Source organism: Actinomadura geliboluensis (assembly GCF_043197915.1).
Lineage (GTDB): Bacteria > Actinomycetota > Actinomycetes > Streptosporangiales > Streptosporangiaceae > Spirillospora > Spirillospora geliboluensis.
This window is the reverse complement of record NZ_JBICUA010000021.1, coordinates 81,128-103,152: the sequence shown is the minus strand read 5'-3', so window position 1 is coordinate 103,152 and position 22,025 is coordinate 81,128. Positions and strand designations below refer to the sequence as shown.

General features: G+C 70.2%; 19 protein-coding genes. 12 read left to right on the top strand and 7 right to left on the bottom strand.

The window, feature by feature from the left end; all coding sequences use genetic code 11:
- Positions 1-282: 282 nt before the first annotated feature.
- A complete protein-coding gene (locus ACGFI1_RS42895; RefSeq protein ID WP_392793408.1) occupies positions 283-801 on the bottom strand; it encodes a hypothetical protein in 519 nt (172 codons plus the stop codon).
- 456 nt (positions 802-1,257) lie between these two features.
- Here ACGFI1_RS42895 and ACGFI1_RS42890 point away from each other — a divergent pair, with 456 nt between their 5' ends.
- Positions 1,258-2,352 carry a winged helix DNA-binding domain-containing protein gene (locus ACGFI1_RS42890; protein WP_392793406.1) on the top strand — a complete coding sequence of 365 codons (1,095 nt, stop codon included), beginning with the start codon at positions 1,258-1,260 and terminating at the stop codon, positions 2,350-2,352.
- A 26-nt stretch (positions 2,353-2,378) separates the two neighbouring features.
- On the opposite strand, the gene ACGFI1_RS42885 is transcribed toward ACGFI1_RS42890, so the two are convergent.
- Positions 2,379-3,887: a long-chain-fatty-acid--CoA ligase gene (locus ACGFI1_RS42885; protein ID WP_392793404.1), complete on the bottom strand. Its 1,509-nt coding sequence runs from the start codon at positions 3,885-3,887 to the stop codon at positions 2,379-2,381.
- A gap of 257 nt (positions 3,888-4,144) precedes the next feature.
- Between ACGFI1_RS42885 and ACGFI1_RS42880 the strand changes: the two genes are divergently transcribed.
- Positions 4,145-4,417 carry a hypothetical protein gene (locus ACGFI1_RS42880; protein ID WP_138640786.1) on the top strand — a complete coding sequence of 91 codons (273 nt, stop codon included), beginning with the start codon at positions 4,145-4,147 and terminating at the stop codon, positions 4,415-4,417.
- A 223-nt stretch (positions 4,418-4,640) separates the two neighbouring features.
- Positions 4,641-5,966 carry a DUF2786 domain-containing protein gene (locus ACGFI1_RS42875; protein ID WP_392793403.1) on the top strand — a complete coding sequence of 442 codons (1,326 nt, stop codon included), beginning with the start codon at positions 4,641-4,643 and terminating at the stop codon, positions 5,964-5,966.
- A 94-nt stretch (positions 5,967-6,060) separates the two neighbouring features.
- Here ACGFI1_RS42875 and ACGFI1_RS42870 read toward each other — a convergent pair whose 3' ends face one another.
- Positions 6,061-6,273: a helix-turn-helix domain-containing protein gene (locus tag ACGFI1_RS42870; protein WP_089329011.1), complete on the bottom strand. Its 213-nt coding sequence runs from the start codon at positions 6,271-6,273 to the stop codon at positions 6,061-6,063.
- A gap of 167 nt (positions 6,274-6,440) precedes the next feature.
- A complete protein-coding gene (locus ACGFI1_RS42865) occupies positions 6,441-7,418 on the bottom strand; it encodes a class II glutamine amidotransferase (protein WP_392793401.1) in 978 nt (325 codons plus the stop codon).
- Between the two features lie 199 nt (positions 7,419-7,617).
- Between ACGFI1_RS42865 and ACGFI1_RS42860 the strand changes: the two genes are divergently transcribed.
- The 4 genes from ACGFI1_RS42860 to ACGFI1_RS42845 all read left to right on the top strand — a co-directional run bounded on the left by ACGFI1_RS42860 (position 7,618) and on the right by ACGFI1_RS42845 (position 12,578).
- Positions 7,618-8,151, top strand: coding sequence for a 2,4'-dihydroxyacetophenone dioxygenase family protein (locus tag ACGFI1_RS42860; RefSeq protein ID WP_386875570.1), 534 nt, complete (start codon positions 7,618-7,620; stop codon positions 8,149-8,151).
- 45 nt (positions 8,152-8,196) lie between these two features.
- Positions 8,197-9,138: a helix-turn-helix domain-containing protein gene (locus tag ACGFI1_RS42855; RefSeq protein WP_392793400.1), complete on the top strand. Its 942-nt coding sequence runs from the start codon at positions 8,197-8,199 to the stop codon at positions 9,136-9,138.
- A gap of 91 nt (positions 9,139-9,229) precedes the next feature.
- On the top strand, positions 9,230-10,186 hold the full coding sequence (locus ACGFI1_RS42850; RefSeq protein WP_392793399.1) for a hypothetical protein: 957 nt from the start codon (positions 9,230-9,232) through the stop codon (positions 10,184-10,186).
- Between the two features lie 1,642 nt (positions 10,187-11,828).
- Entirely contained in the window at positions 11,829-12,578 is a 750-nt protein-coding gene (locus ACGFI1_RS42845; RefSeq protein ID WP_392744250.1) for a hypothetical protein, read from the top strand.
- A 100-nt stretch (positions 12,579-12,678) separates the two neighbouring features.
- Here the strand turns inward: ACGFI1_RS42845 and ACGFI1_RS42840 are convergent, their stop codons facing one another.
- Complete coding sequence (locus ACGFI1_RS42840) at positions 12,679-13,464, bottom strand: hypothetical protein (RefSeq protein WP_392793398.1); 786 nt, start codon at positions 13,462-13,464, stop codon at positions 12,679-12,681.
- Positions 13,465-13,641: 177 nt separating this feature from the next.
- Here ACGFI1_RS42840 and ACGFI1_RS42835 point away from each other — a divergent pair, with 177 nt between their 5' ends.
- Positions 13,642-14,571, top strand: coding sequence for an aldo/keto reductase (locus ACGFI1_RS42835; RefSeq protein ID WP_392793396.1), 930 nt, complete (start codon positions 13,642-13,644; stop codon positions 14,569-14,571).
- 100 nt (positions 14,572-14,671) lie between these two features.
- Positions 14,672-15,544 (top strand): serine/threonine-protein kinase, encoded by an 873-nt coding sequence (locus ACGFI1_RS42830; protein ID WP_387075877.1) that lies wholly within the window; start codon positions 14,672-14,674, stop codon positions 15,542-15,544.
- Between the two features lie 12 nt (positions 15,545-15,556).
- Here ACGFI1_RS42830 and ACGFI1_RS42825 read toward each other — a convergent pair whose 3' ends face one another.
- Entirely contained in the window at positions 15,557-16,219 is a 663-nt protein-coding gene (locus tag ACGFI1_RS42825; RefSeq protein ID WP_392744262.1) for a thiaminase II/PqqC family protein, read from the bottom strand.
- 129 nt (positions 16,220-16,348) lie between these two features.
- Between ACGFI1_RS42825 and ACGFI1_RS42820 the strand changes: the two genes are divergently transcribed.
- The 3 genes from ACGFI1_RS42820 to ACGFI1_RS42810 all read left to right on the top strand — a co-directional run bounded on the left by ACGFI1_RS42820 (position 16,349) and on the right by ACGFI1_RS42810 (position 19,467).
- On the top strand, positions 16,349-17,632 hold the full coding sequence (locus ACGFI1_RS42820) for a citrate synthase (protein WP_386875586.1): 1,284 nt from the start codon (positions 16,349-16,351) through the stop codon (positions 17,630-17,632).
- Between the two features lie 179 nt (positions 17,633-17,811).
- The gene (locus tag ACGFI1_RS42815) at positions 17,812-18,714 is read left to right on the top strand and encodes a hypothetical protein (protein WP_392793394.1); all 903 of its coding nucleotides are present in this window, start codon (positions 17,812-17,814) and stop codon (positions 18,712-18,714) included.
- Between the two features lie 99 nt (positions 18,715-18,813).
- A complete protein-coding gene (locus ACGFI1_RS42810) occupies positions 18,814-19,467 on the top strand; it encodes a nucleoside triphosphate pyrophosphohydrolase (RefSeq protein WP_392793393.1) in 654 nt (217 codons plus the stop codon).
- Positions 19,468-21,426: 1,959 nt separating this feature from the next.
- Here the strand turns inward: ACGFI1_RS42810 and ACGFI1_RS42805 are convergent.
- On the bottom strand, positions 21,427-22,017 hold the full coding sequence (locus ACGFI1_RS42805) for a DUF4291 domain-containing protein (protein ID WP_392793392.1): 591 nt from the start codon (positions 22,015-22,017) through the stop codon (positions 21,427-21,429).
- Positions 22,018-22,025 lie beyond the last annotated feature (8 nt).

The following is a 22,025-nucleotide window of genomic DNA, read 5'->3' as shown; positions in this document are numbered from 1 at the left end:
AACGCTGTAGCGGACTGCCACAGCATCACCGCGACACCCTAAAGAACACACCCACTACAACGGGCATTCCAACCATCCCCCCAGAGCAGGTAAAGCCTGGGTTCGGGCGGCCGGAGGGCCTGCAGGGCCGGGCCTCCGCGCGCCTGCACGGCGGGGCCTCCGCGCGTCTGCACGGCTCCCTGGAGGCCCTCAGGGGGCGACGACAGCGGCCCGGTCAAGCCCTGGCTCGGCGCATGACAAACGCCGCGGGGCGAGCCCGCGGCGTCGAAGGGTCCGGCTGGTTCAGTGCGTCGGGTAGACCGTCGGCACGAGCGGCGTCGGCCCGGTGCCACCGGTGAAGAGCGGAGCCCCCGGCTGCGGCGGGACGAACGGCCCCTCCGTGTAGACCGGCTCGGGGTAGCCGGGCTCCGGGTAGCCGGGCTCGGGGTACCCGGGCTGCGGGTACGCGGTGCCCGTGTAGGGGGCGCCCTGGTAGGCGGATTCGCCGTAGGGGTCGGCCGCGGCCACGATGGGTCCCTGCGCCGCCGGCACGGCCTGGGCCGGAGGTGGCGGTACGTGGGATCCGTCGGCCCGGCGAGGCTCGGGCCCTGGGAGGCCCTGCTGCCCCGCACGGCGCTCGGCCAGCAGGGCCATGAGCGCGTGGGCGGTCTCCGCGTCCATCCTCAGCAGGACGCTCGGCATCCCGGACTGGTCGACGAACGGGGAGACCGAGGGGGCGGCCGGCAGCTGCGGAAGCGCGGCCCGCATCTCCTCGCGGAGATCCTGGGCCAGCCGCAGCGCCTGTCGGTCACTGTCGCTCAAGTGTGCGTTCATCGCGATCTCCGGGGAGTTCACGTGCGGGGGTCCGGGATCATCCTGCTAGGGATGGCGTGCAGGTGCAAGAGCTGATGCACGTGCATTTCAAGAAATATCCCCCCGTAACCCCGGCCCCTGTCGATCGTTCCAACGTCCCTCCATCCCGCGCCCGCCGGGCGTCGATACCGGGTCTGACCAGCACGGATCTGCGGGCCCGGCCGCCCTCCCGGACGAGATGCGCGCACACCGCCTGTACGGTGCGTGCCTCCCCGGCCACGTAGACGAATCCCGGCTCGGCCGGCCGGTCGAGGTCGCACGCCGCGCTGGCTCGGGTCCTGGCGGTGGTGATGTCCGCCACACGCACCCATAGTCGAGGCCGGGCACACCGTCGGCCCGGATCCACCCCATGTGGCCGGGCGCGGGGCTGGTGCGGGGGGCTCGGGAGCCCGGCATGCTGGACGGGTGACGGAGACACTGAGCATCCGGGCCCTGAACCGGGCGACGCTGGCGCGGCAGATGCTGCTCGCACGGGAGGCGGTCCCGGTCACCGAGGCGGTGGCGCGGCTGGGCGGCATGCAGGCGCAGGAGCCCAAGCCGCCTTTCCTGGGGCTATGGACACGGCTGGACGGTTTCCGAGCGTCTGATCTGCATGCGGCCTTGCAGGACCGTACGCTCGTCCGGGCCACCATGATGCGGGCCACACTGCATCTGGTCACAGGCACCGACTACACGGCGTTCCGTACGACCCTGCAGCCGATGCTCGACGGCGCCCTGCGCGTTCTGGGCGACCGCGCCAAAGGGCTGGACCTGGACGAGGTCGTGCCCGCCGCGGGTGCGCTCCTCTCGGACGGGCCGCGCACCTTCAACGAGGTCCGCGCACTGCTCCAGGAGCAGTTCCCGGACGTCAACGACCGCGCCCTGGGCTACGCCGTCCGGTTGTGCGTGCCGCTGGTGATGGTCCCCACACAGGACAGGTGGGGCTTCCCGCGTACGGCGCAGTTCACACTCGCCGGCGGCTGGCTGGGAGGCGAGCCGTCCGCCGAGACGGCGCTCGACGAGTTGATGCTCCGGTACCTGGCGGCCTTCGGGCCGGCCTCCGCCGCCGACGCCCAGACATGGTCCGGCCTGGCGTCCGCCGGGGAGGCCCTTGAGCGCCTGCGGCCCGGCCTCCGGGTCTTCGCCGACGACAAGGGCCGGGAGCTGTTCGACCTGCCGGACGCGCCGCGCCCCGGAGAGGACGTCCCGGCGCCGGCGCGGTTCCTGCCCGAGTTCGACAGCCTCGTCCTGGCGCACGCCGACCGCAGGCGCGTGATCTCCGACACCGACAGGCCCATGCTCACCACCAAGAATCTGCGCGTCCGCGCCGTCTTCCTCTGGGACGGGTTCGCTCGCGGCATCTGGGACACCGAATACAAGCGCAAGGTCGCCACCCTGACGTTGCGGCCGTTCGAACGCCTCCCGCAGGCGGCCGTCAAGGCGCTGACCACCGAAGGGGAGGCGCTGCTGCGCTTCCTGGAGCCCGACGCCAAGGAGACCGTCGTCACCGTCGAGGCATAGGCATAGCCACGGGCGCGCGGGAGGGTTCAGGCGATCGTGCGGCCCAGTCCGTCCCAGTAGGGCGCGCGGAGGTCCTTCTTGAGGATCTTGCCGCTGGGGTTGCGCGGCAGCGCGTCCACGAAGTCGACCGAGCGCGGGCGCTTGAAGCCCGCGAGCCGCTCGCGCGCGTAGGCGAGCACCTCGTCCGCGGTCAGCTCGGCGCCCGGCGCGAGCACGACGACGGCCTTGACGGTCTCGCCCCAGCGCTCGTCCGGCACGCCGATGACCGCCACGTCCGCGATGGCGGGGTGGGCGGCGAGGACCTCCTCGACCTCGATCGGGTACACGTTCTCCGCGCCGGTGACGATCATGTCCTTGATGCGGTCGGTGAGGAACAGGTAGCCCTCGGCGTCGACGTAGCCGGCGTCGCCCGTGCGGAGCCAGCCGTCCCCGGCCAGCAGCCGGGCGGTCTCCTCCGGGCGGTTCCAGTACCCGGGCGTGTTCTGCGGGGAGCGCGTCAGCACCTCGCCGACCTCGCCGGGCGCTCGCTCGGCGTCCCCGCCCGGCTCGACGATCTTCACCTCGACCCAGTCGTAGGGGCGTCCGGCCGAGCGCATCAGGTGCGCGCGCGGGCCCTCGGGGTCGTGGTCCTCGGGGTCGAGCTGGACGATCGCGCCGGTCGTCTCCGTCATCCCGTACAGCTGGAACAGCGGCGCCTTGAACGTGTCGAGGGCGCGGCGCAGCACCTCCGAGGTGATCGGGGACGCGCCGTAGGTGATCGCGCGCAGCGCCGAGTAGTCGCGGCCGGCCGCGCCCGGGACCTGGCACATGAACTGCAGGACGGCCGGGACGATGAACGCGTTGGTGATCCGCTCCCGCTCGAACGTGTCGACCAGCGCGGCCGGGTCGATGTCGCGGACGAGCACCTGGCGGCAGCCCGCGTACAGCCCGGCCAGCGCCCAGCCGGAGCCGCCGATGTGGAACAGCGGCATCGGGACGAGGCTCGCCGAGGAGCCGTCCAGCCGCCAGCGGCGGGCCATCCGCTCCCCCACCTCGAAGTTGGCGTTGCTGAGCTGGACGCCCTTCGGGACCCCGGTCGTGCCGGAGGTGTAGAGCTGCACGACGATGTCGTCCGGCTCCCCCGTGAAACCGGGGTCGTCGGCCGGATGCGCCGCCAGCCAGCGCTCGTGCTCGTCGCCGGTGCGGACGACGCGGCCGGGCAGCGCGTCCGCGAGGTCGGCGAACTCGGCGTCCAGCACGGTCACCGGCGCGTCCGCGTCCGCGACGATCGCCGCGATCTCGGCGGGGGTGAGCCGCCAGTTCACCGGGACGGTCACGGCGCCGATCTTGGCCGCGCCGAACAGCAGGTCGAAGAACTCGGGCGCATTCTTGCCGACGTAGGCGGCGCGCGACCCGGGGCCGAGCCCCGCCGCCCGCAGGGCCTGCGCGGCCCGGCTGGAGCGCTCGTCGAGCTCGGCGTAGCTCACGGTCCGCCCGTCCCCGGTGACGGCGGGCGCCGTCCCCCGCTCGCGGGCGTGGTCTCGGACGATGGACACGACCCGGTACTCCACCCCGGCCCCTTCCGAATCCCATTCGGTTATGTGTCGCCGACCTTATCGATCCGGACGCCGCCCGGGGAACCACTGGTCCGCCGCCACTTGCGGACATGACGCTGTGAGCGTGGACAACTTCGAATGGTGATCAATCCGATACCTGAACTGATTGAAAGATCCACCAATTGGGCGCAAGCTGTCCCCGACGTCTGGAATGCCCCGCCCGTTCCTTCCGACCGACCGCCGACAGGACACGATCAATGTTCGAGATCTGGGAGACGAGCGAGCCGGCCCGGCTCATCAGCGACGCGGGGAGCCTGAAGGTGGCGCTGGAGAAGGTCGACACGATGTGCCGCCTCCGGCACGACCAGGCCGTGGCGCACGTCGGCGACGCCGGCCGGGGCTACCACTTCGAGATCAGGGATCCCGAGGGCAAGGCCCTGGCACGGCTCAGCTACGTGCCCGACACCTCCCGCGCGTACCAGAGCGTGGTGGTGGAGGAGATGCGCGGCGACAAGCACGGCGGCCCGTAGCCGTCCTCCGGACGGCGACCCCGACGGACGACGCCGGGAACGCTGGAAGACGCCGAATCACGCGGCCCCGGCCCTTGCGGCCGGGGCCGTCGCGTTCGTGCCCGCCCCCTGCCGCCTCCGGCCTCCGCTGGCTATGGGCTCGCTCCCTTCCGCGAGTCGCCCGCCGGCGGCCGAGCGGGTCCCGGCCGGATGACAGGATGCTGTGTGCCCGTGCAATCGGACCGTGGGAGTGGCGGTGTGGAAGTCGCGGCGGCGGCGCGGTCCCGGATCGCCGGAGTCGTCCTGGGAGCCTGCTCTGGAGTCGGCGGCCGGTGCTGTGGTGGCCGAGGCGGTCACGGCACTGGCGCGCGGTGATGGCGCGGCGTTCCGAGAACTCGTAGCCGAACTGGAGCAGGGGCCCGGCACGCCACTGTGGACGCACGCCACGGATCACCACCTGGCCGACCGGCTCCGGCAGGGCGTCACCGGGGCGTGGAGCCGGGGCTGGCAGCCGGCCGACGTGATCAGGTTCGTCTCCCGCCGGTACACCGCCCGGCACGCGGGGCTCGCGGCGGACGCGATCGCCGGCGAGCTGCGCGCCTACTCCGCCACCACCGTCGACGCCGTCTGGCACGAGCAGCTCGCCTCCCTGGACGCCACCGTCTGGTGGACGGACGACGACGCCCACCCGGCCGAATGGTGCGACCGCGAGGGCGTGGCACGCGCCCGCTACATCGCGACGGCGATCGAGCTCGTCCACCTGCTGGAGACACTGCCGAGGCTCCCGCCCCTGGCCCCGCCGCCCGGCTCGGCATCGTCCAGTGCAAGCACGCCCACACCGGAGACGACGCGGGACGTGGATCAGCGGATGCTCGGCAAGGTCCGTGCGCTGCTCGCCAAGGCGGAGTCGACCGAGTTCCCGGAGGAGGCCGAGGCGCTCAGCGCGCGCGCCCAGGAACTCATCGCGCGGCACAGCATCGACCATGTGCTGCTGGCCGCGGAGACGGGCGACATGGGAGGGCCCGCTGGACGGCGCGTCGCGGTGGACAACCCTTACGAGGCGCCGAAGGCCGTACTGCTGACGGTCGTGGCCGACGCGAACCGCTGCCGCGCGGTGTGGCATCGGGAGTTGGGGTTCTCCACGGTCCTGGGTTTCCCGGCCGATCTGGCCGCGGTGGAGATGCTGTTCACGTCGCTGCTGGTCCAGGCGACGTCCGCCATGGTGCACGCGGGTCCGCGGCGCGACGCGCGAGGACGCTCACGCACGCGGTCGTTCCGGCACGCCTTCCTCAACGCGTACGCGTCCCGGATCGGGGAGCGCCTCCGCGAGGCCGCGGGCGAGGCCGCGGACCGGGCGGCCGCGGGCGCCGGCGGGAAGGATCTTCTTCCCGTGCTGGCGGCGCGCGACCGGGCCGTCGAGCAGGCCGTCGACACGATGTTCCCGAACCTCGCCCAGGGGCGGGCGGGTTCCGTCTCCAACTACGAGGGCTGGGTGGCCGGGCGCGCCGCCGCGGACCTCGCCAGCCTGAACGGGCGCTCCGAGGTCACCGGAGCGTCTCGCCGTCCTTAGCGCACGGGGTCCCCCCGGGGGGCGAGGGGGACGTCCGTTCATGTGCTGTGCTTTCTTCTCGGCCTATCTGGTCTTGCCTGGTCTCGGGAGCGGGTCAGCCCTTCTTGCGCCGGGTGTTGCCGCCGCGCCCGCGCAGCGGCACTCCCGCCTCCTTCAGCACGTTGTAGATGAATCCGTACGACCGGCCGGTCTCGGCCGCCAGGTCGCGGATGCTCTCACCGGCCGCGTACCGCGGAGCGAGCTCGGCGGCGAGCTGCGTGCGTTCGGCACCGGTGACGCGGGTGCCCCTCGACAGTGTTCGAGCCACGGGGACCTCCTGTTTTCAAGGCTGGGCGGCGGGGCCCGTCCCCGCAGCTCACAGCAGTGTTGATCTCCCCAACGTACACATTCCCCCTGATTACGCCGTCGATGCCGCGCGAATCACCGCGAATTCGGCCGAAGCTGGTCTTATCCGTGGTGAACGGCGTGTCGGATCTAGACAGACGGGTCCGGAACCGCTGGCGGTCGTCCGTTCCGAACGATCACCGCCTGCAGCGGCACCCGGACCGGAACCCGGTCCAGGCCCGGCACGGCCGGTTCCGCGCCCTGGGCTCGCACCGGCCCGGTGGCCTGGGAGGCGGCCTCGCGGAGCGACAGGTCCGAGCGGCGCAGCGGATGCCGCGGCGGAGCGAACGGGAAGTGCGACTCCTCGGCGAGCCCGTCGACCACCAGCAGCTCACCGGGTTCGAGGAGCCGCCAGCCGGGATCGTCGTCCATCGGCTCGCTCGCGATCACGACGGCCGGGACCGGGCCCGGCCCGCCGGCGGGGGCCCGGCCGGGGCCGCCGTCCGCCGCCCCCGGACCGCCGGCGGGGCGCCCGGGCTCGCTCGCACCGCCCCGGTCCGGCGAGAGCACCCACAGCTCGTTGCTCTCCGGGTAGCGCAGCGCCCACAGGCGGCCGGCCTCGGCGATGAGGAGGTTGAGCGCGAACACGGGCAGCTCCGCACCGATGCGGCGCACCGCCTCGACGATCCCGGCCGTCGTGTCGCCGCGGCGCCGGATCTCGGCCGTCAGGTAGGCGAACACCAGCTCCGAATCGGTCTCTCCGGCGACGTGGGCGCGCTCGATCTCGGTCAGCCACGTACGGAGCACGTCCAGCCCCTTCACCACGCCGTTGTGGGCGAACAGCCGGTCGTTCATCACGAAGGGGTGGCAGTTGCGCACGGTCAGCCCGCCCACGGACGCGTCCCGCACGTGCGACACGAAGGTATGGGACGGGACGTTGCGCGCGTGCAGGTCGAAGTCGGCGTTCTCGAAGGCGGCCAGGGGCGCGCGGTCGCGGACGGGCTCGCCGCCGAGCGAGAACCAGCCGAGGCCCGCGCCGTGCTGCATGCGGTGGCTCTGCGCGCGCAGGCTCCGCGGCGCGTCCAGCAGCCAGTGCGCCGCCCTGACGCGGGGGCCTCCTGTACTCATCCCGAAAAGCCGGCACATGTCGTCACCTCTTGATGATCTTAACTGCGGGTGACGGGGATTTTACCGAACGTCGCGGCCGACCGCCCGGTGAATCGCCGGTGTCCCGGCCAGGCAAGGCCGGACGTCCGGCAGCGGGAAGACACGGCCGGACCTGCGCGGTTCACTGCCGGTCAACGGACCGACCCACCTGGAGGAAGCCATGCCGGAGGACGCGACCACCGAGTTCTGGAAGAACCTGAAGCCGATCCAGAACTCCCAGAAGCCGGACGCCCTGCCCGAGGTGTACCTGCCGAAGGTCGCCACCGACGACGACCGCTACTACGTGCCGTTCACCGAGACCGTCGGCTCGCGCCCGCTCTGGATCAACGTCAAGGACAACTCCTGGGCGGACATCCTGCGCGCCACCAGCGCCGGCCTGGTCAACAGGCACTACCACCCGCACGAGGTGTTCGCGTACACCATCTCCGGCAAGTGGGGCTACCTCGAACGCCCGTGGACGGCGACGGCCGGCGACTTCGTCTACGAGGCGCCGGGCGAAGGCCACACCCTCGTCGCCTACGAGAGCGGCGAGCCGATGAAGACGATGTTCATCGTGAAGGGCCCGCTCATCTGGCTGGACGAGAACGGTGACACGGAAGGGTACTTCGACGTCCACGACTACATCGCGATGTGCCGCGAGCACTACGAGAAGGTCGGCCTGGGCTCGGACTACGTCGACTCGCTCTTCCGCTGAGGGACGCTGGCTAGACTCGACCTCCCACCTGCGAGGGAGGTCGAGATGGCCGCTTCCGTGCTGGAGTCGCGTGTATCGACCGAGGACGTCCCGCCGGGCGACCGGGTCTCCTACTGGGAGCAGTACAACGCGCGTGCGCTGGTCGGGCTGACCTGCACCTCCTACGCCGAGGGCGGCCTCCTGGCCCGGCAGGCGAACCTGCGCGTCGGCGGGCTGCGCCTGGCCGACATCCGGGGGAACGAACACGTCATCGAACGGACGCCCGGCATCTGCCGCGACTTCCCCAAGGACTCGGTGTTCGCGAGCCTCGTCCTCAAGGGCGAGGCCGTCTTCTTCCACTCCGGTGGGTGCCTGAAGGTCGGCGCGGGAGACATCGTCCTCTACGACACGTCTCGTCCGTACCTGTTCGGTTTCTCTGCTCCGATGCGGAAGCTCCTCCTGGACGTTCCGCGCGAGATGTTCGCAGAGCACTTCCGCACGCCGGTTCTCCCCGCTCCGATCGCCCTCAACGCCTCACGCCCCACCCCCGCCTCCCGCACGCTGCGGTCGCTTCTGCTGGAGCTGACAACGGGCAAGGGGCCCGGCCACGCCGACGACCTGGCCCTCGAACTCCTCGGCCTGCTCGCCGCCGAGCAAGCCGGTGACCGCCCCGCGTCCCCCACCCGGCTGCTCCACCTCCTCGTGGCCAGGGACTACATCGACCGGCATCTGCACGATTCCGGGCTGAGCGCCCAACGCGTCGCGTCCGCGCTGGGCATCTCCGTCCGCCACCTCAGCCGCGTCTTCGAACCGGAGGGCACTACACCCGTCCGCTACGTCATGGACCGCCGGCTGACGAGGGCCAGGGCGGACCTGGCCGACCCGGCGTCGGCCGCGGCGACCGTCGCGGAGATCGCGCACCGCCACGGCTTCGCCAGCCAGGCCCACTTCACACGGGTCTTCCGGGAGCGCTTCGGCACCACCCCCGGCGCGATCCGGCCGCGCTGACCAGAGAGTTATCCCCAGAACCGGATTCGGGTGCCTCTTCCCGGGACGGGCGCGCAAGCTGGCGATGTCCCCTCCCGGAAGGAGCGGCCCGATGGCCACGATCACGTTCCCGGTGCCCGCCACCACGACCTCGCGGTTCGCCGTCGCCACCGACGGCGTCCCGCACGATCTCCCCGGCATCCTCCGCGAAGCCGCGGCCGGCCCCTTCCACGCCCACATCGCCGGCCGGCTCGGCTCGCCGCAGCTGCAGCTCACCCGGGAGAGCTCCGCCACCCTGCGCTGGGATCCGGGCGAGATCCGCGCGGCCGTCCCGGAGGACCGGCCGGCCGCGCAGACCTTCAACGACGCCTCGGATTTCGCCGTCATCACCGCCTTCGCGCCGATCACCGACCAGCCCCGCGGCGCCCAGGCGGCCCGCGCCGCCGCGTACGCCATCGCCCGGGCCACCGGAGGCATCGTCGCCGATCTCGTCACCGGCCACATCCTGGCCCCGCCCGCCGCCGAACGGACGCGCTTCGTCCTCGCCGACCGCTGGCTGGGCGACGCCCTGCCGCCGTTCCGCGCCAACGGCCGCTGCACGGCCGCCGACCCGGAACTGGACCCGGAGGGCGTCAACGGGTGCGCCTGCGTCCGCCTGCGCACCCGCGGCCTCCGCCGCTTCGGGCTCCCCGAACTCCAGATCACCGACGTCGCCTGCCCGCACGACCTCGCCGCCCTGAACGTCCTGCGCACCGCGGCGCGCCGCCTCCTGACCGACCACTGGTCCTGGCTCGCCACCGGCCCGGCCGGGCGCGACCGCACGATCCCCGCCGAACTCGACCTCTCCCAGCGCGACTTCAACGACTTCTGGGGAACCACCCGCCGCGTTCCGCTCGCCCCGCCGACCCCCTTCCAGATCACCCTCACCCCGCTGACCTCGCGCCTCCTCACCGTCACCCCACCCGCGACCTTCGACGGCACGATCAACGACTGGCTTTGGGGCGACACGCTCCCCCTGGGCATGTACGACATCCTGAAATCCCCCGCAGACCCCCCACAAGCCGCCTAACCCCCACCACAGCCACACGCGCGCCCTCGCGCTTCCACCGACGATGTCTGAGGCGCGAGGTCGCACCAGAGTTCAGGGGAAGGCATCCACCCACATCCTCCACCTGCCCGAACACCACAAAACCGGGTGCCACCAGAGCACCACCGCCCCCTGAAACGCGCGCCGCCCCCTCGCCCCGCAGCCGCAAGACCACATGGCCATCGGGGGTGGGCGCCGTGGCCGATCACAGAAGCGGGCCCGACCACCACCCACGACCCCGGCCTGGACACACCACCTGGCGAGCCCTGAAGCCTGGGCGAGCCCTGAAGCCTGGCGAGCCCTGAAGCCTGGCGAGCCCTGAAGCCTGGCGAGCCACCTGGCGCCCCTCGAAGCCTGGCGCCCCTCAAAGCCTCGCGCCCCTCGAAGCCTGGACATGCCACCCAGCGAGCCTTGACGGCTGGGCATGCCACCCAGCGATGGGTGAAGGCTGGTCATGCCAGCTGGTGAGCATCGGCACGTTCGGGTCGTTCATCGGGTTCGGCTTCGCGTTCGGGCAGGTCCTGCCTCCGCGGCGGCGAGCACGGCGATCATCGCCTTGTCGAACCCTTGACGGACGTCACCTACGCCTACCTAGGGACGCGCAGCAATATGGACACAGCAACGCCGCGGCCGGCGTGCTTCTCGGTATAAACGTGCGGGTCGTCGCGCCACGCCATCGGTCTCGACACATCACCCGCCCTTCAATGGCGAACAAATCGCCGCAAAGGGGGCAATTTACCGAGGAGCGATCTACGCTTGCGCCTTCCGGGAGGCGATAACACCGAGTGAGACTTATAACACCGTGCGGCCACCCATGCATACCAGCCCGTCGGCTTCCGGAAGTGTCGGTCAGTGGCACATCATCTGCGGAGCCCGCGTGGAGACCGCTGGCGGCATGGCCCGGAACACGCGTGCCAGCAGGCTATACCGCCGAGAATTCACGCCTTTCGCTTCACGCCGCCACACCTGCTCGATCACATCACCCTCTCGCTTACATCTAGGACATAACGCGCATTTCCTCCACCATCACGCCGCAACCCGCCACCCAGGAACCTTCCGTCGAGTGTGAGCAATGTTCAACGCTCCGTAGCCGAATTGACTACGATCGGCATTCTCACGGTGACCGACGCGATCCCCCGGGGCGAAGATGAACCGCTTTCAGGCCCATCCCAGGCTGGCCGACCTGCTCGGTGACTGGCTTCGCTGCACCAGCGGCGTGCTGGGCTGTACCGCGATGGCCGGTGCGATCTCCATGGGAGCCGCCGCGTCCGCGGAGGCCGCCGCGCATCCCGAGCCGGGGGCGCGCAGATCCGCGCCGCCCATCTGCCGTCACACCGTGAGCATGGGCGACTGGCAAAAGTGCAAGGAGGCATGGCGGTCGATGTACGAGAGGTCTCGCAGAGGATCAGGCCGCGGCCGGGACTTCCCTCGCTGGGCGGACCGGCACACCTGGAAGCCCAAGTCCGGGCACAAGCCGCCCTCCCCCGTACCGGTCGAGAGGCCGACGCCCCGCGCCACCCGGCCGGATCCCCCACGCGGCGAATCCCCCGCCCCCGACCGGAGGTTCCCGTCTCCCGTGGTCTCCTCCCCCGAGCCGACGCGCATACAAGACCAGGCGGACGAGGTGGATTCACGTCCCCCTTCCCTGCAGCCCGTACTGCTGTTGAGCCTGCTCATCCCCGCCGCGGCCGCGATCTGCTACCCCTTCCGGCATCGGCTCTACGCCGTCGCCGCAGCAGGTCTGCCCGCCCTCGGCCTCCCCGAGGAGGAGCCGGCCCCGGCCCACTTCGACTACCGCCCCGCCCTCGACCCGTTCGCCGCCCCGGCCATCGGCCTGACCGGCCCGGGCGCGGTCTCGACCGCGCGCGTCCTCGCCCTGGCCGCGCTCGACGAGCACGGCGACGACTCCCTGGTCGTGATCCCACGCCCCGACGCGACCATCCTTTTCGGGTTGGCCGAAGACGAACTGCTCGACGACGACACGGCCGGGCTCTTCATCCCGGGCAATCTCGACGCCGCCCTCGCCTACCTGGAAACCGAACTCGCCATCCGGCAGAACACCGGAGTGACGAAGGCACGCCGGCTCCTCCTCGTGGCCGACTGCACCCAGGAACCCGACCGGATCAAGGCGCTCCTCGCCCGGCATCCCGGCGGCGCCTCAGCGATCCTCGTCGGCCCGTGGACGGGCGAGCGGGCCACCATCGACGACACCGGCCTGGTCACCGCCCCGGCGAGCCTGGCCTCCAGCCTGCCCGGCCACGTTCCGGCGCTCTCCCGCACCGAGGCCCGCGACCGCCTCCTCGCCGCCCTGGCACGCCACAAGAAGCCGGGAAAGCCCTCCCCCAAACGCCGCTCCTCCTCCCGTCGCCCCTGACCATGACCGTCTCTCAGCCCGTCACACCTCCCACCCTCGGGCACAACCACCCGCCCCAAGGCAATGACAGAGGCACCCTCCATGACGCCGGGATCGCCGGTCAGGAAGCGGCCTGCTCGTGGCTTGCGAGTTCGGCTCTGACCGTGCCGAGGCTTCGCAGCGCCCGGCTCAGGAGGGCGATGTCCGGCGGCTGTTCGGCGTCGCCGTCCACGTAGGCGAAGCAACGCAGCATCCAGCCGCGCACCACGTCCTCGACATGGGCCTCGGACTCGCGCTTCTTGACGAGGGTCAGGTGACGTTTCTCCTCGGCGATCTCGCGTGCCAGACCGTCGTCCGCCCTCAGGGCCTGAATGTCGGAGAGGGCGTACCGGCCGAGCCGGTCCGTCGTGAGTCCGCGTTCGCTCGCGACGCGGTCGAACGTCCGGCGGGGCCAGTCGAGTATCGACATCGCGCCGCCCACGTCGACGGACTCCATGAGCGGCCCCTTCCTCGTCGAGACGACGGCACGGACGGTCTCCGGGTCGAGCCGGTCCAGGTCGCGCATGAGGTACACCGGGTACCCGCGGAACGTGCTGACGACGTCGAGGGCGCCCTGGGCGACCAGCACCTCGACGTCCCGCCGTTCCACGTCGAGGCCCACCCTGGCGGCCAGACGGGCCGCCGCGCGCGCGGAGCCGATCGGCGGTTCATCGCCGAACCTGGCGATGACCTCCTTGCCGGCCTCCCCGGCGCTCTCGGCCAGGTCGGCGGACCACCGTCCACCGTCCAGGTCGGGCGCGGGGAGGACGCCGTGCTCCAGGCCCACGCGCAGCTGCCACCGGGTGAGCCCCAGATGACCGGCGAACTGGTGGGCGCCGTACTGTGTGCGGTCGATCTGCGCAGCCATTGCCATGCCTTTCGTCGCGGGTTCGACATTGACGCCACTCAGCCTCGCGGACGGGAACTTCCGAGAGCTACGGAACGCGATTCTGTGGACAATCCATAGATGCATAGCGGATTAATCGGATAACTCGGGCGATCGACCCGGTCTTCAGGAGAGCGCGCGGCATGCGAGGCTGGTTCCATGGAGCGCTTGGGAATCGGGCTCGCGGCCTTGGGGCGGCCCGCTTACATCAACGTGGGCCGGGCCGTTGAGCTGCCGCCCGAGCGGAGCGTGGACCTGATGCGCGACGCGACCTGGGACGTCCTCGACACCGCCTACGCGGCCGGTATCCGGTGGGTGGACACGGCACGTTCGTACGGCAGGGCGGAGGAGTTCCTCGGGGGCTGGCTCAGCGCGCGCGGTGCTGACGATGTGACCGTATCCAGCAAGTGGGGCTACACCTACGTCGGCGACTGGAAGACCGATGCTGCGGTGCACGAGGTCAAAGAGCACTCTCTTGGCCGCTACCGCGCCCAGTACAGGGAGACTCGCAAACTGCTGGACGGGCACCTGTCCGTCTACCAGGTCCACTCTCTGACCGAGGAGAGCCCGCTGTTCCAGGACCTCCGCCTACAGGAGGCTCTGGCTGAACTGAGCGCCGAGGGCGTCCGCATCGGTTTCTCCACGTCGGGCCCGCGACAGGCCGACACGATCCGCCGAGCCATGGCGCTGGACGTCTCGGGTCAGCGACTCTTCACTTCCGTCCAGTCGACCTGGAATGTCTTGGAGACGTCGGCCGAGGACGCTCTGCGCGACGCACATGACGCAGGGCTGCATGTTCTGCTCAAGGAAGTGCTGGCCAATGGGAGGCTCGCCGTACAGCCACCCGCGGCCGTGCTGTCCGTCGCGTCCAAGAACAATGTGCAGCCGGACGCAGTGGCGCTGGCAGCGGCGCTCAGTCGACCTTGGGCCGGCACAGTCCTGATCGGTGCGGTCAGCCCGGCCCAACTCGAGTCGAACCTTGCGGCGTCGACGCTGTCCCTAGACGAGGACGAGTTGCGGGTACTGGCGGAACTGCGCGTTCCACCGGAGCACTACTGGGCCGAACGAAGCGCGCTGCCCTGGACTTGAGCGCCGCGCACTGCCGGACGTGTGTCCGCCCATGGCACGATTAGGCGCGGCCCACCATGATCGGATCCTCCCCTTGTCCATGCAGTCAGAACTTCCAGATGTGATCGGCCCGTACCGTGTGGTCGCCCGGCTCGGTGCCGGTGGGATGGGCGAGGTGTTCCTCGGCGCGTCACCCAGCAGGCGCCTCGTCGCCGTGAAGGTGATCCGCCCGGAGTTGCTGGACGATCCGCGGTGGCGGGAGCGGTTCCGCCGTGAGGTGACGTCCGCGCGGTCGGTCAGCGGCTTCTACACGGCACCCGTCGTCGACGCCGACCCGGATGCGGACCGGCCGTGGCTGGCGACCCAGTACATCCGCGGTGTGAGCCTCGCCAGGGTGGTCCGGGAGAAGGGTCCCCTTCGCGAGCGGGCCGCGTGCCGGCTGGGGGCGGGGCTCGCCGAGGCACTGATCGCGATCCATCGTGCGGGCATCGTGCACAGGGACTTGAAGCCGTCGAACGTCCTGCTGGCTTCCGATGGACCGAGGGTCATCGACTTCGGTATCGCGAGGCCGCTGGACGCACTGCCGCTGTCTCGCACTGAAATACTCGGGACACCCGCTTACATGTCGCCAGAGCAGGCCCTCGGCGACCCCGTCCACCCGGAGAGCGACGTGTTCTCCCTCGGCTCGACGCTAGTGTTCGCGGCCACGGGAGCCGCCCCCTTCGGCGGCGGCCACAAGGTCCGCGGACGCATCGTGCACGGCGAACCGGACCTCACCCGTCTGCCCGCACCCATGCTCGGGCTCGTGAACCGCTGCCTGTGCAAGGACCCTGGGGAACGTCCCACACCGGAGCAGATCCTCGTCGCACTGTCCACGCTGCTGGACGCGCACTATGGCGAGGAGTGGCCGCCCGTGGACGTCGAACAACTCATCGGCGTGCAGGAGCGAACCCTGATCGACATCACAGCCGAGTTGCCCACGCTCAAGGAGTAGCAGGACGTCCTGTTACGGCAAGCCCTGCGCGAGTGCGTCCCAGAAGGCGGTCTCGTAGGCGTGCAGGAGGCGGGCCGCACGAGCAGCCTCGACCGGGTCGTCACCGGACGCCAGCCCGGACGCGATCACGTCCAAGGCTTGCTCCTCGAAACCGGGCGGGGATTCGGCGAAGAACTGGAAGAAACCGACCGCGTCCCCGGAGAGGCCGTACCGCGTCTGGAGGGCCCGCGCGGTGCGCGCACAGTACGAGCCCCACTCCTCAAGGTTGGCCAGCATGGCCAAGGCGACCTCGCTGGCCGTGCCGAACGCCGCCTTCTGCGCGAGAAAGGCCGGGTACGCCTGCGCCATGGGTTTCGGCTCGTACGCCATGAGATTCTTCTCACTCTGGCCTAGCGCGGCGGCGAACTCCCGGAGCAGCCCCAGGGCCTCCGCCTCGCCCTGGGCGAGCCCCAGGAACAGCTCACCGGACGACGAATCCGGAAACCGCGCCGCCAGCAGGGCGAAACTCCGCCGATCGCTACTAACGATCCGATACTCCTCGCCTGCCAGCCAGACCAGGCGATCTCGGGGCATCTCACCCGTCTCCAGCATGTCGACGAAACGGTTCGCGCGCGCTCCGGCCGCGAGCTCCGCGCGAGCCCGCGCGACGAGTTCCGCGGCCCCGTGATCGGTCATGACTCCACCGGAACACCCGAGCCGCGCCTCCGTCAACCGGGACGGGCCGGATTAGCGTTGGTGATCACGTGGATACGATGAAGAGAAGAACGTCTACGCAGGTGTGGACCCAGTTGGGAGTGAGCGAGTATGTCGGACTTCGAGCTCGACCACGCGGGCGGCCGGATGCCTCTGGAGGTCGCCGAGGCGACCGAAGGGCCGTCAGGGCTGGTCGTGGGCAGCCTCCTGAAGGAGACGGGGCATGTCACGCTCGATCCCGGCTTCACCAACACCGCGTCCACCACGTCGGCGATCACCTACATCGACGGTGAGGCGGGGATCCTCCGCTACCGGGGCTACCCCATTGAGGAACTGGCGGAGAAGTCGTCCTTCCTCGAGGTGGCCTACCTGCTGATCTACGGCGAGCTCCCGACGACCGACCAGCTCGACACGTTCACCGACAAGGTGCGCAACCACACGCTGCTGGACGAGAAGTTCCGCGCGTTCTTCTCCGCCTTCCCGCGCCGCGCGCACCCCATGGCCGTGCTGTCGTCCGCGGTCAGCGCCCTGTCGACGTTCTACCAGGACAGCCTCGACCCGTTCGACCCCGAGCAGGTCGACCAGTCGAGCATCCGGCTCATCGCCAAGCTGCCCACCATCGCGGCCTACGCCTACAAGACCTCCAACGGGCAGCCCCTGCTGTACCCGGACAACTCCATGGGCTACGTGGAGAACTTCCTCCGCATGATGTTCGGCCTGCCCACGCAGTCCTACGACGTCGACCCCGAGATCGCCCGCGTGCTCGACATGCTGTTCGTCCTGCACGCCGACCACGAGCAGAACTGCTCGACCTCGACCGTGCGGCTGGTGGGCTCCAGCCAGGCGAACCTGTTCTCGTCGGTGTCGGCGGGCGTGGACGCGCTGTTCGGCCCCCTGCACGGCGGCGCCAACCAGGCCGTCCTCGAAATGCTGGAGCGCATCCACGAGAACGGCGACGACGTCGACTCGTTCGTGGCGCGCGTCAAGAACAAGGAGCCCGGCGTCAAGCTGATGGGCTTCGGCCACCGCGTCTACCGCAACTACGACCCGCGCGCAGCGGTCGTGAAGAAGGCCACGGGCAAGGTCCTGGACGCGCTCGGCAAGTCCGACCCCCTCCTGGACCTGGCCATGCGCCTCGAAGAGGTCGCGCTGAGCGACGACTACTTCATCGAGCGCAAGCTCTACCCGAACGTGGACTTCTACACGGGCGTCATCTACAAGGCGATGGGCTTCCCCACGAACGCGTTCACCGTCCTGTTCGCACTCGGCCGGCTGCCCGGCTGGATCGCCCAGTGGCGCGAGATGATGAACGACCCGGCCACGAAGATCGGGCGTCCGCGCCAGGTGTACGTGGGCCCGGGCGAGCGCCACTACGTGGCCCCCTCCGACCGCTAACAACTCCCCCGCACGCTCACCCGGATCGTCCGTCCGCCCTAGGCGGCCGGACGATCCGCTTTTTCAGGCCCCCGTGGGCATCCGGCCCTCTATCCACAGAATCGCGTTCTAGTGAAGGAGCGCGACGGCCTCCTCGAAGCTGGGCAGCGAACGCCGGTCCAGGCCACGAGGAGGCTGCAATGCGCGTCACCATCACGGTTCCCGAAGAGACGACCACCGGCTTCGTCATCGCGGCCGACAGGGATCCCGGCGACATCGCGTCAACGCTCCGCCGGCATCTCCCGGTCCCATTGAGCACGGCGGCGGCAATGCGCCCCGGCACGCCGCACCTCATGATCGCGTGCCATCCCGCCAACGATTCCCCCTGGGATCTGAGCACCGTGGTCGGAGAAGACGAGGACGCAGAAAGGCTCCACCACGCCGCACGGCATATCGGGGTCACCTCCGTCCTACCGGTCGGTGACGTGCCGTCCGGCCCTCATGTCGCGCGGGCCACCGCCAGGGCGATCGCGGAATCGCTCTGCGGAGTGCTCGTGGACCTCGCCACCGGCCGGACACTGCCCCTGCCGCGCCTCGGCCGCCCGGACGGCTTCGCCCTCGCCGACGAGTGGCTCGGCACCGGCCTGCCGCCCTACCGGAACTCCGGCCGCTGCACCGCCGACGAGGACGACATCGACGGCTGCGCCTGCGTCGCCCTCCACACCACCGGGCTGCACCGCTTCGGCATCCCCGAACTGGAGATCACGGAGGTGGCGTGCCCCCACGACCTGGCCGCGCTGAACCTCCTCCGCACAACCGCACAACGGCTGCTCCCCCTAGGGCGGCACCCAGGCGACCACACGCTGCCGAATGAACTCATCCTGACGAGCGCGGACTTCTCCGCATTCTGGGGCAACCAAGACCCGATGTGGGACGACGGCCCCATCGCGGTGCAGCTGGCCGAAGCCGCACCCAACCGCCTGAGCATCCGGCCGCCCAGGGGCTTCCCAGGCACGCTCAACGAATGGCTCTGGGACGAACTCCCACCCGTCCTGCACGAAGTCCTGACCTGCGAACCCGACCGCACACCCACACCGAACTGACCACCGGTCTCCGGACCCCAACGCCGAAGGTCGGCAGAGCGACTCGCCCGTAGCCGGCGGGTCAGTCGCGGAGCGGTGGATTGGCTAGCGTCGTGCGGCATGGACAATGTTGAAGCGCCCGGGGCGTTGGAGACCGTGCTGGCCGACGTCAGAAGCGAACGTCATGCCCAGGACCGCATGTGGGGAGTCCAAGAGTTCCCTGATGGGAGCGGCCCCGAGTTCAGCGGCGAGGCGGAGCGGGCGAAGCGGGAATGCGCCGCCGCGTGGACGAGAGGGGAACTGACGTGGCGGCACATCCTGGCCGAGGAATTCTTCGAGGCTCTCGCCGAATCGGATCCGGTCGCTCTTCGAAATGAGTTGGTGCAGACCGCCGCCGTCGCCGTCAAATGGGTTCAGTCCCTGGATCGGCGCCACGGCGCGATGGTCCATTCGGCCAAGGAGGGAGGTGGATCCGCCGAGAAGCTGGTCCGCGACCGGATACCCGAGATCATCCGGGCGTCCGGCCGGGAGCCGGAGACCCGGGTCGCCGACTCGGGCGAGCACGCCGCACGGCTGCGCGCCAAACTCGTCGAGGAAGTCGGCGAGTACATCGCCAGCGGCGACCCAGGCGAACTCGCCGACGTCCTGGAGGTCGTCCACGCTCTCGCCGCGACCCACAAAATCACGCCCGCGGACCTGGAGAGGCAACGTTCCGCCAAGGCAGCCGAGCGAGGCGCCTTCAACGACCGGGTGATCCTGCGCCTCCAGACCTGATACGCGCCCCACCTGAAGCCATGGCCACGCAGGAAATGTCACCCAACAAGGCCAGAGGCTCCAAGCGCCTGACAGAAACCGTTGTCCCCCAGGCCCGACAACGGTGCCGCAAGACCTCAAGCGGCGTCCACGCCGGGAGTTGGCGTAGTACGTCCTGCCTCGTGTGTCCGGGTGACGCCCTGATGAGCAGGCGACTGACCCGCAGGAGTACGCGGTGACGCTCGCACCCGCCCGGTGGCGCTGCCCCTGACGCACGACATCCATGCTCAACGCACAGCGCCCACCCCGACCTGCAGCACTCACCCCCAACGCGCAGCACTCACACGTAACGTGCGACATCACCCCGACGCACGGCGCTTATGCCCAAGGTGCAGAACTCGCACGCAAAATGCTGCGCTCGCATTTGGTCTGCGGCGCTACCGTGATGCGCAGCGCTCGGACCTGACGAACGGCATTCGCACCGGAGGTGCGCCACTCGCACCCGACAGGCGCTCACCCCACGAGGTGCGACACTCGCACCCGACGTGCAGTGCTCGTACCTGACCTGCGGCACTACCGTGATGCGCGGCGTTTCGAATCTCACGAATGGATTCGCACACGAGATGCGCCACTGCACCGAACGCACGACGCTCACACCCTGCGTTCGACACTCGCACCGGACGTGCGGCGCTTACCTCCTGGGAGATGGTGATGCAGGCGCGCCGCCGAGGTGCGCGACTCGCACCCTGCGCAGGACGCTCACCCCCGAGGCGCGGCACTCACCCAACGTGCGACGCTCGCACCCGATGCGCAACACCACCGCCGGACATGCGGGACTCGGACCTGACCTGTGGAACTCCCGTGTCAGCCGGCGCTCAAACTCGAGGCACGGATGCGCACCCGAGGTGCGCCCCTCGCACCCTATGCAGGACGCTCACCCCCGAGGTCCGGCACTAACCCCGACGTGCGGCGAATCGCACCCGACTTGCGGCGCTCCCGCGATGCGCGGCGCTCGGACCTGACACACGGATTCGCGCCCGAGGGACGCGGCTCGCACCCGTGGGGCGCTCACCCCAAGGTGCGACACTCACCCCAAGGTGGGGTCTTGCACCCCGGCCCGTGGCGCTCACACCCTACGTTCGGCCCTCGCGTCGGACGTACAGCGCTTGTATCTGACCTGCGGCGCTTACCTCTCGGGCGGTGGTGATGCAGGCGCGGCGCCGAGGTGGCGCTGCTGCAACCCGCGTGGTGGTCCCGATGAACTGTTGCCAGCGACCATCTGGAGGGCTTCGTCCGGCGGGCCACTCGTCCTGACATCTGGCGCTTGCGGTGGGTCCAGTCGTCTCGGCCGGACGTCAAGTCCGCGTGTCTCATCATCCTCGAACACATGTTCGGGTAGCGTGTCGTCCCGTGCTGATCGATGAACCCGTTTCCGCGGAGATCACGTCCACCGGCCGTCCGTCTTGCCTCACCGGCCGGCGAGGCCGTTACCGGGTGCGCCGGGTCCTGGAGGAATGGCAAGCGCCCGGTCAGGCGAGGTACTACCGCCTCCAGGTCACCACACCTGATGGCCCCGCCATCGCGGAGGTACTCAGCCCGAGCGACGCAGAGGCGGCCTCGTGGACGCTCCACCGCATCTGGTCCTGATCCTCCAGGCGCAGTCCTTCCACTGGAATGCAACCGACCAGCCGGTTGCGGGCAAGGGGCCGTGGTCGGCCGTTCGCTTCGTGCGCGGTCGGCGCGTCCGACATCTCTGAGGTGGCGCTCGAATCGGTGCGCTGGATCAGTGTGGTTGCGATAGGCATCGCTCGAACGCGGTGCCGTTGAGCTATGGCTCCGGCATGCATCCACGCAGTGGTGTGGCCGCTCAGCTGGTGGTCTGCCACGTTGGCTGTGTTGCAGGGAAGTGGGCCCGCTCTCGTCTCGTCGTGAACGGGTCGGCAGGTCTGGCGGTCGGGGCGTGAGGGCTCAGAGAGGGTGTTAGGGCATGCCTAGGCGGGTGGCCAGGGGCGGGGGGACGGGGTAAGGGCGCTCTTTGGGGAGGAGGGCCTTTGCTTGGGCGGTGCGGCCGGCCTTGAGGTGGTCGTGGATCTTGCGGGTGAGCGGGGTGCGGTCCTCGATGTCCAGGATCCAGTCGTCGACGTAGCGGTCGATGATGTGGCGGCTCAGGCCGATCTGGATGCTGCGCGTCTGCAGTTTCTCGCCGCGGAGGGAGCGTTCGGGGTCCCACTGGACGTGGACGGCGGCGGCCGCGAACTCGCGGCGCCATTCGTCGGAGCTGCGGAAGACGCGGCGGTCCGGGTCCGTGGGGACGGCCAGGCTCAGGGCCTCCTCCCAGCCGGTCCGGCTGATCCGGACGGCGAGGATCGTCTCCTGGCCCGGTTTGCGGGCCCAGCCGCTGCGTGCCATGAGCCACAGGAACGACGGTTTGATCCATGTCATGCGCCGCCGGGAGAAGGGCGGGAGGAAGGTGCCGTGCTCGGCCGCGGGCAGGCCGATCCCGGGGGCGTACGCCTGGTACACCGTGATCGAGTCGCGGTCGTGGGAGGCCCGGATTTCGCGTGTGCCCATGGTCCGGT

Excerpts from the sequence above, each read along its gene's own strand:
- ACGFI1_RS42880 (WP_138640786.1), top strand. The coding sequence starts at position 4,145 with ATGTTCGAGATCTGGGAGACGAGCGAGCCGGCCCGGCTCATCAGCGAC.
- ACGFI1_RS42810 (WP_392793393.1), top strand. The coding sequence starts at position 18,814 with ATGGACAATGTTGAAGCGCCCGGGGCGTTGGAGACCGTGCTGGCCGAC.
- ACGFI1_RS42850 (WP_392793399.1), top strand. The coding sequence starts at position 9,230 with ATGGCCACGATCACGTTCCCGGTGCCCGCCACCACGACCTCGCGGTTC.
- ACGFI1_RS42835 (WP_392793396.1), top strand. The coding sequence starts at position 13,642 with ATGGAGCGCTTGGGAATCGGGCTCGCGGCCTTGGGGCGGCCCGCTTAC.
- ACGFI1_RS42840 (WP_392793398.1), bottom strand. The coding sequence starts at position 13,464 with ATGGCTGCGCAGATCGACCGCACACAGTACGGCGCCCACCAGTTCGCC.
- ACGFI1_RS42825 (WP_392744262.1), bottom strand. The coding sequence starts at position 16,219 with ATGACCGATCACGGGGCCGCGGAACTCGTCGCGCGGGCTCGCGCGGAG.
- ACGFI1_RS42855 (WP_392793400.1), top strand. The coding sequence starts at position 8,197 with ATGGCCGCTTCCGTGCTGGAGTCGCGTGTATCGACCGAGGACGTCCCG.
- ACGFI1_RS42820 (WP_386875586.1), top strand. The coding sequence starts at position 16,349 with ATGTCGGACTTCGAGCTCGACCACGCGGGCGGCCGGATGCCTCTGGAG.
- ACGFI1_RS42860 (WP_386875570.1), top strand. The coding sequence starts at position 7,618 with ATGCCGGAGGACGCGACCACCGAGTTCTGGAAGAACCTGAAGCCGATC.
- ACGFI1_RS42815 (WP_392793394.1), top strand. The coding sequence starts at position 17,812 with ATGCGCGTCACCATCACGGTTCCCGAAGAGACGACCACCGGCTTCGTC.
- ACGFI1_RS42865 (WP_392793401.1), bottom strand. The coding sequence starts at position 7,418 with ATGAGTACAGGAGGCCCCCGCGTCAGGGCGGCGCACTGGCTGCTGGAC.
- ACGFI1_RS42805 (WP_392793392.1), bottom strand. The coding sequence starts at position 22,017 with ATGGGCACACGCGAAATCCGGGCCTCCCACGACCGCGACTCGATCACG.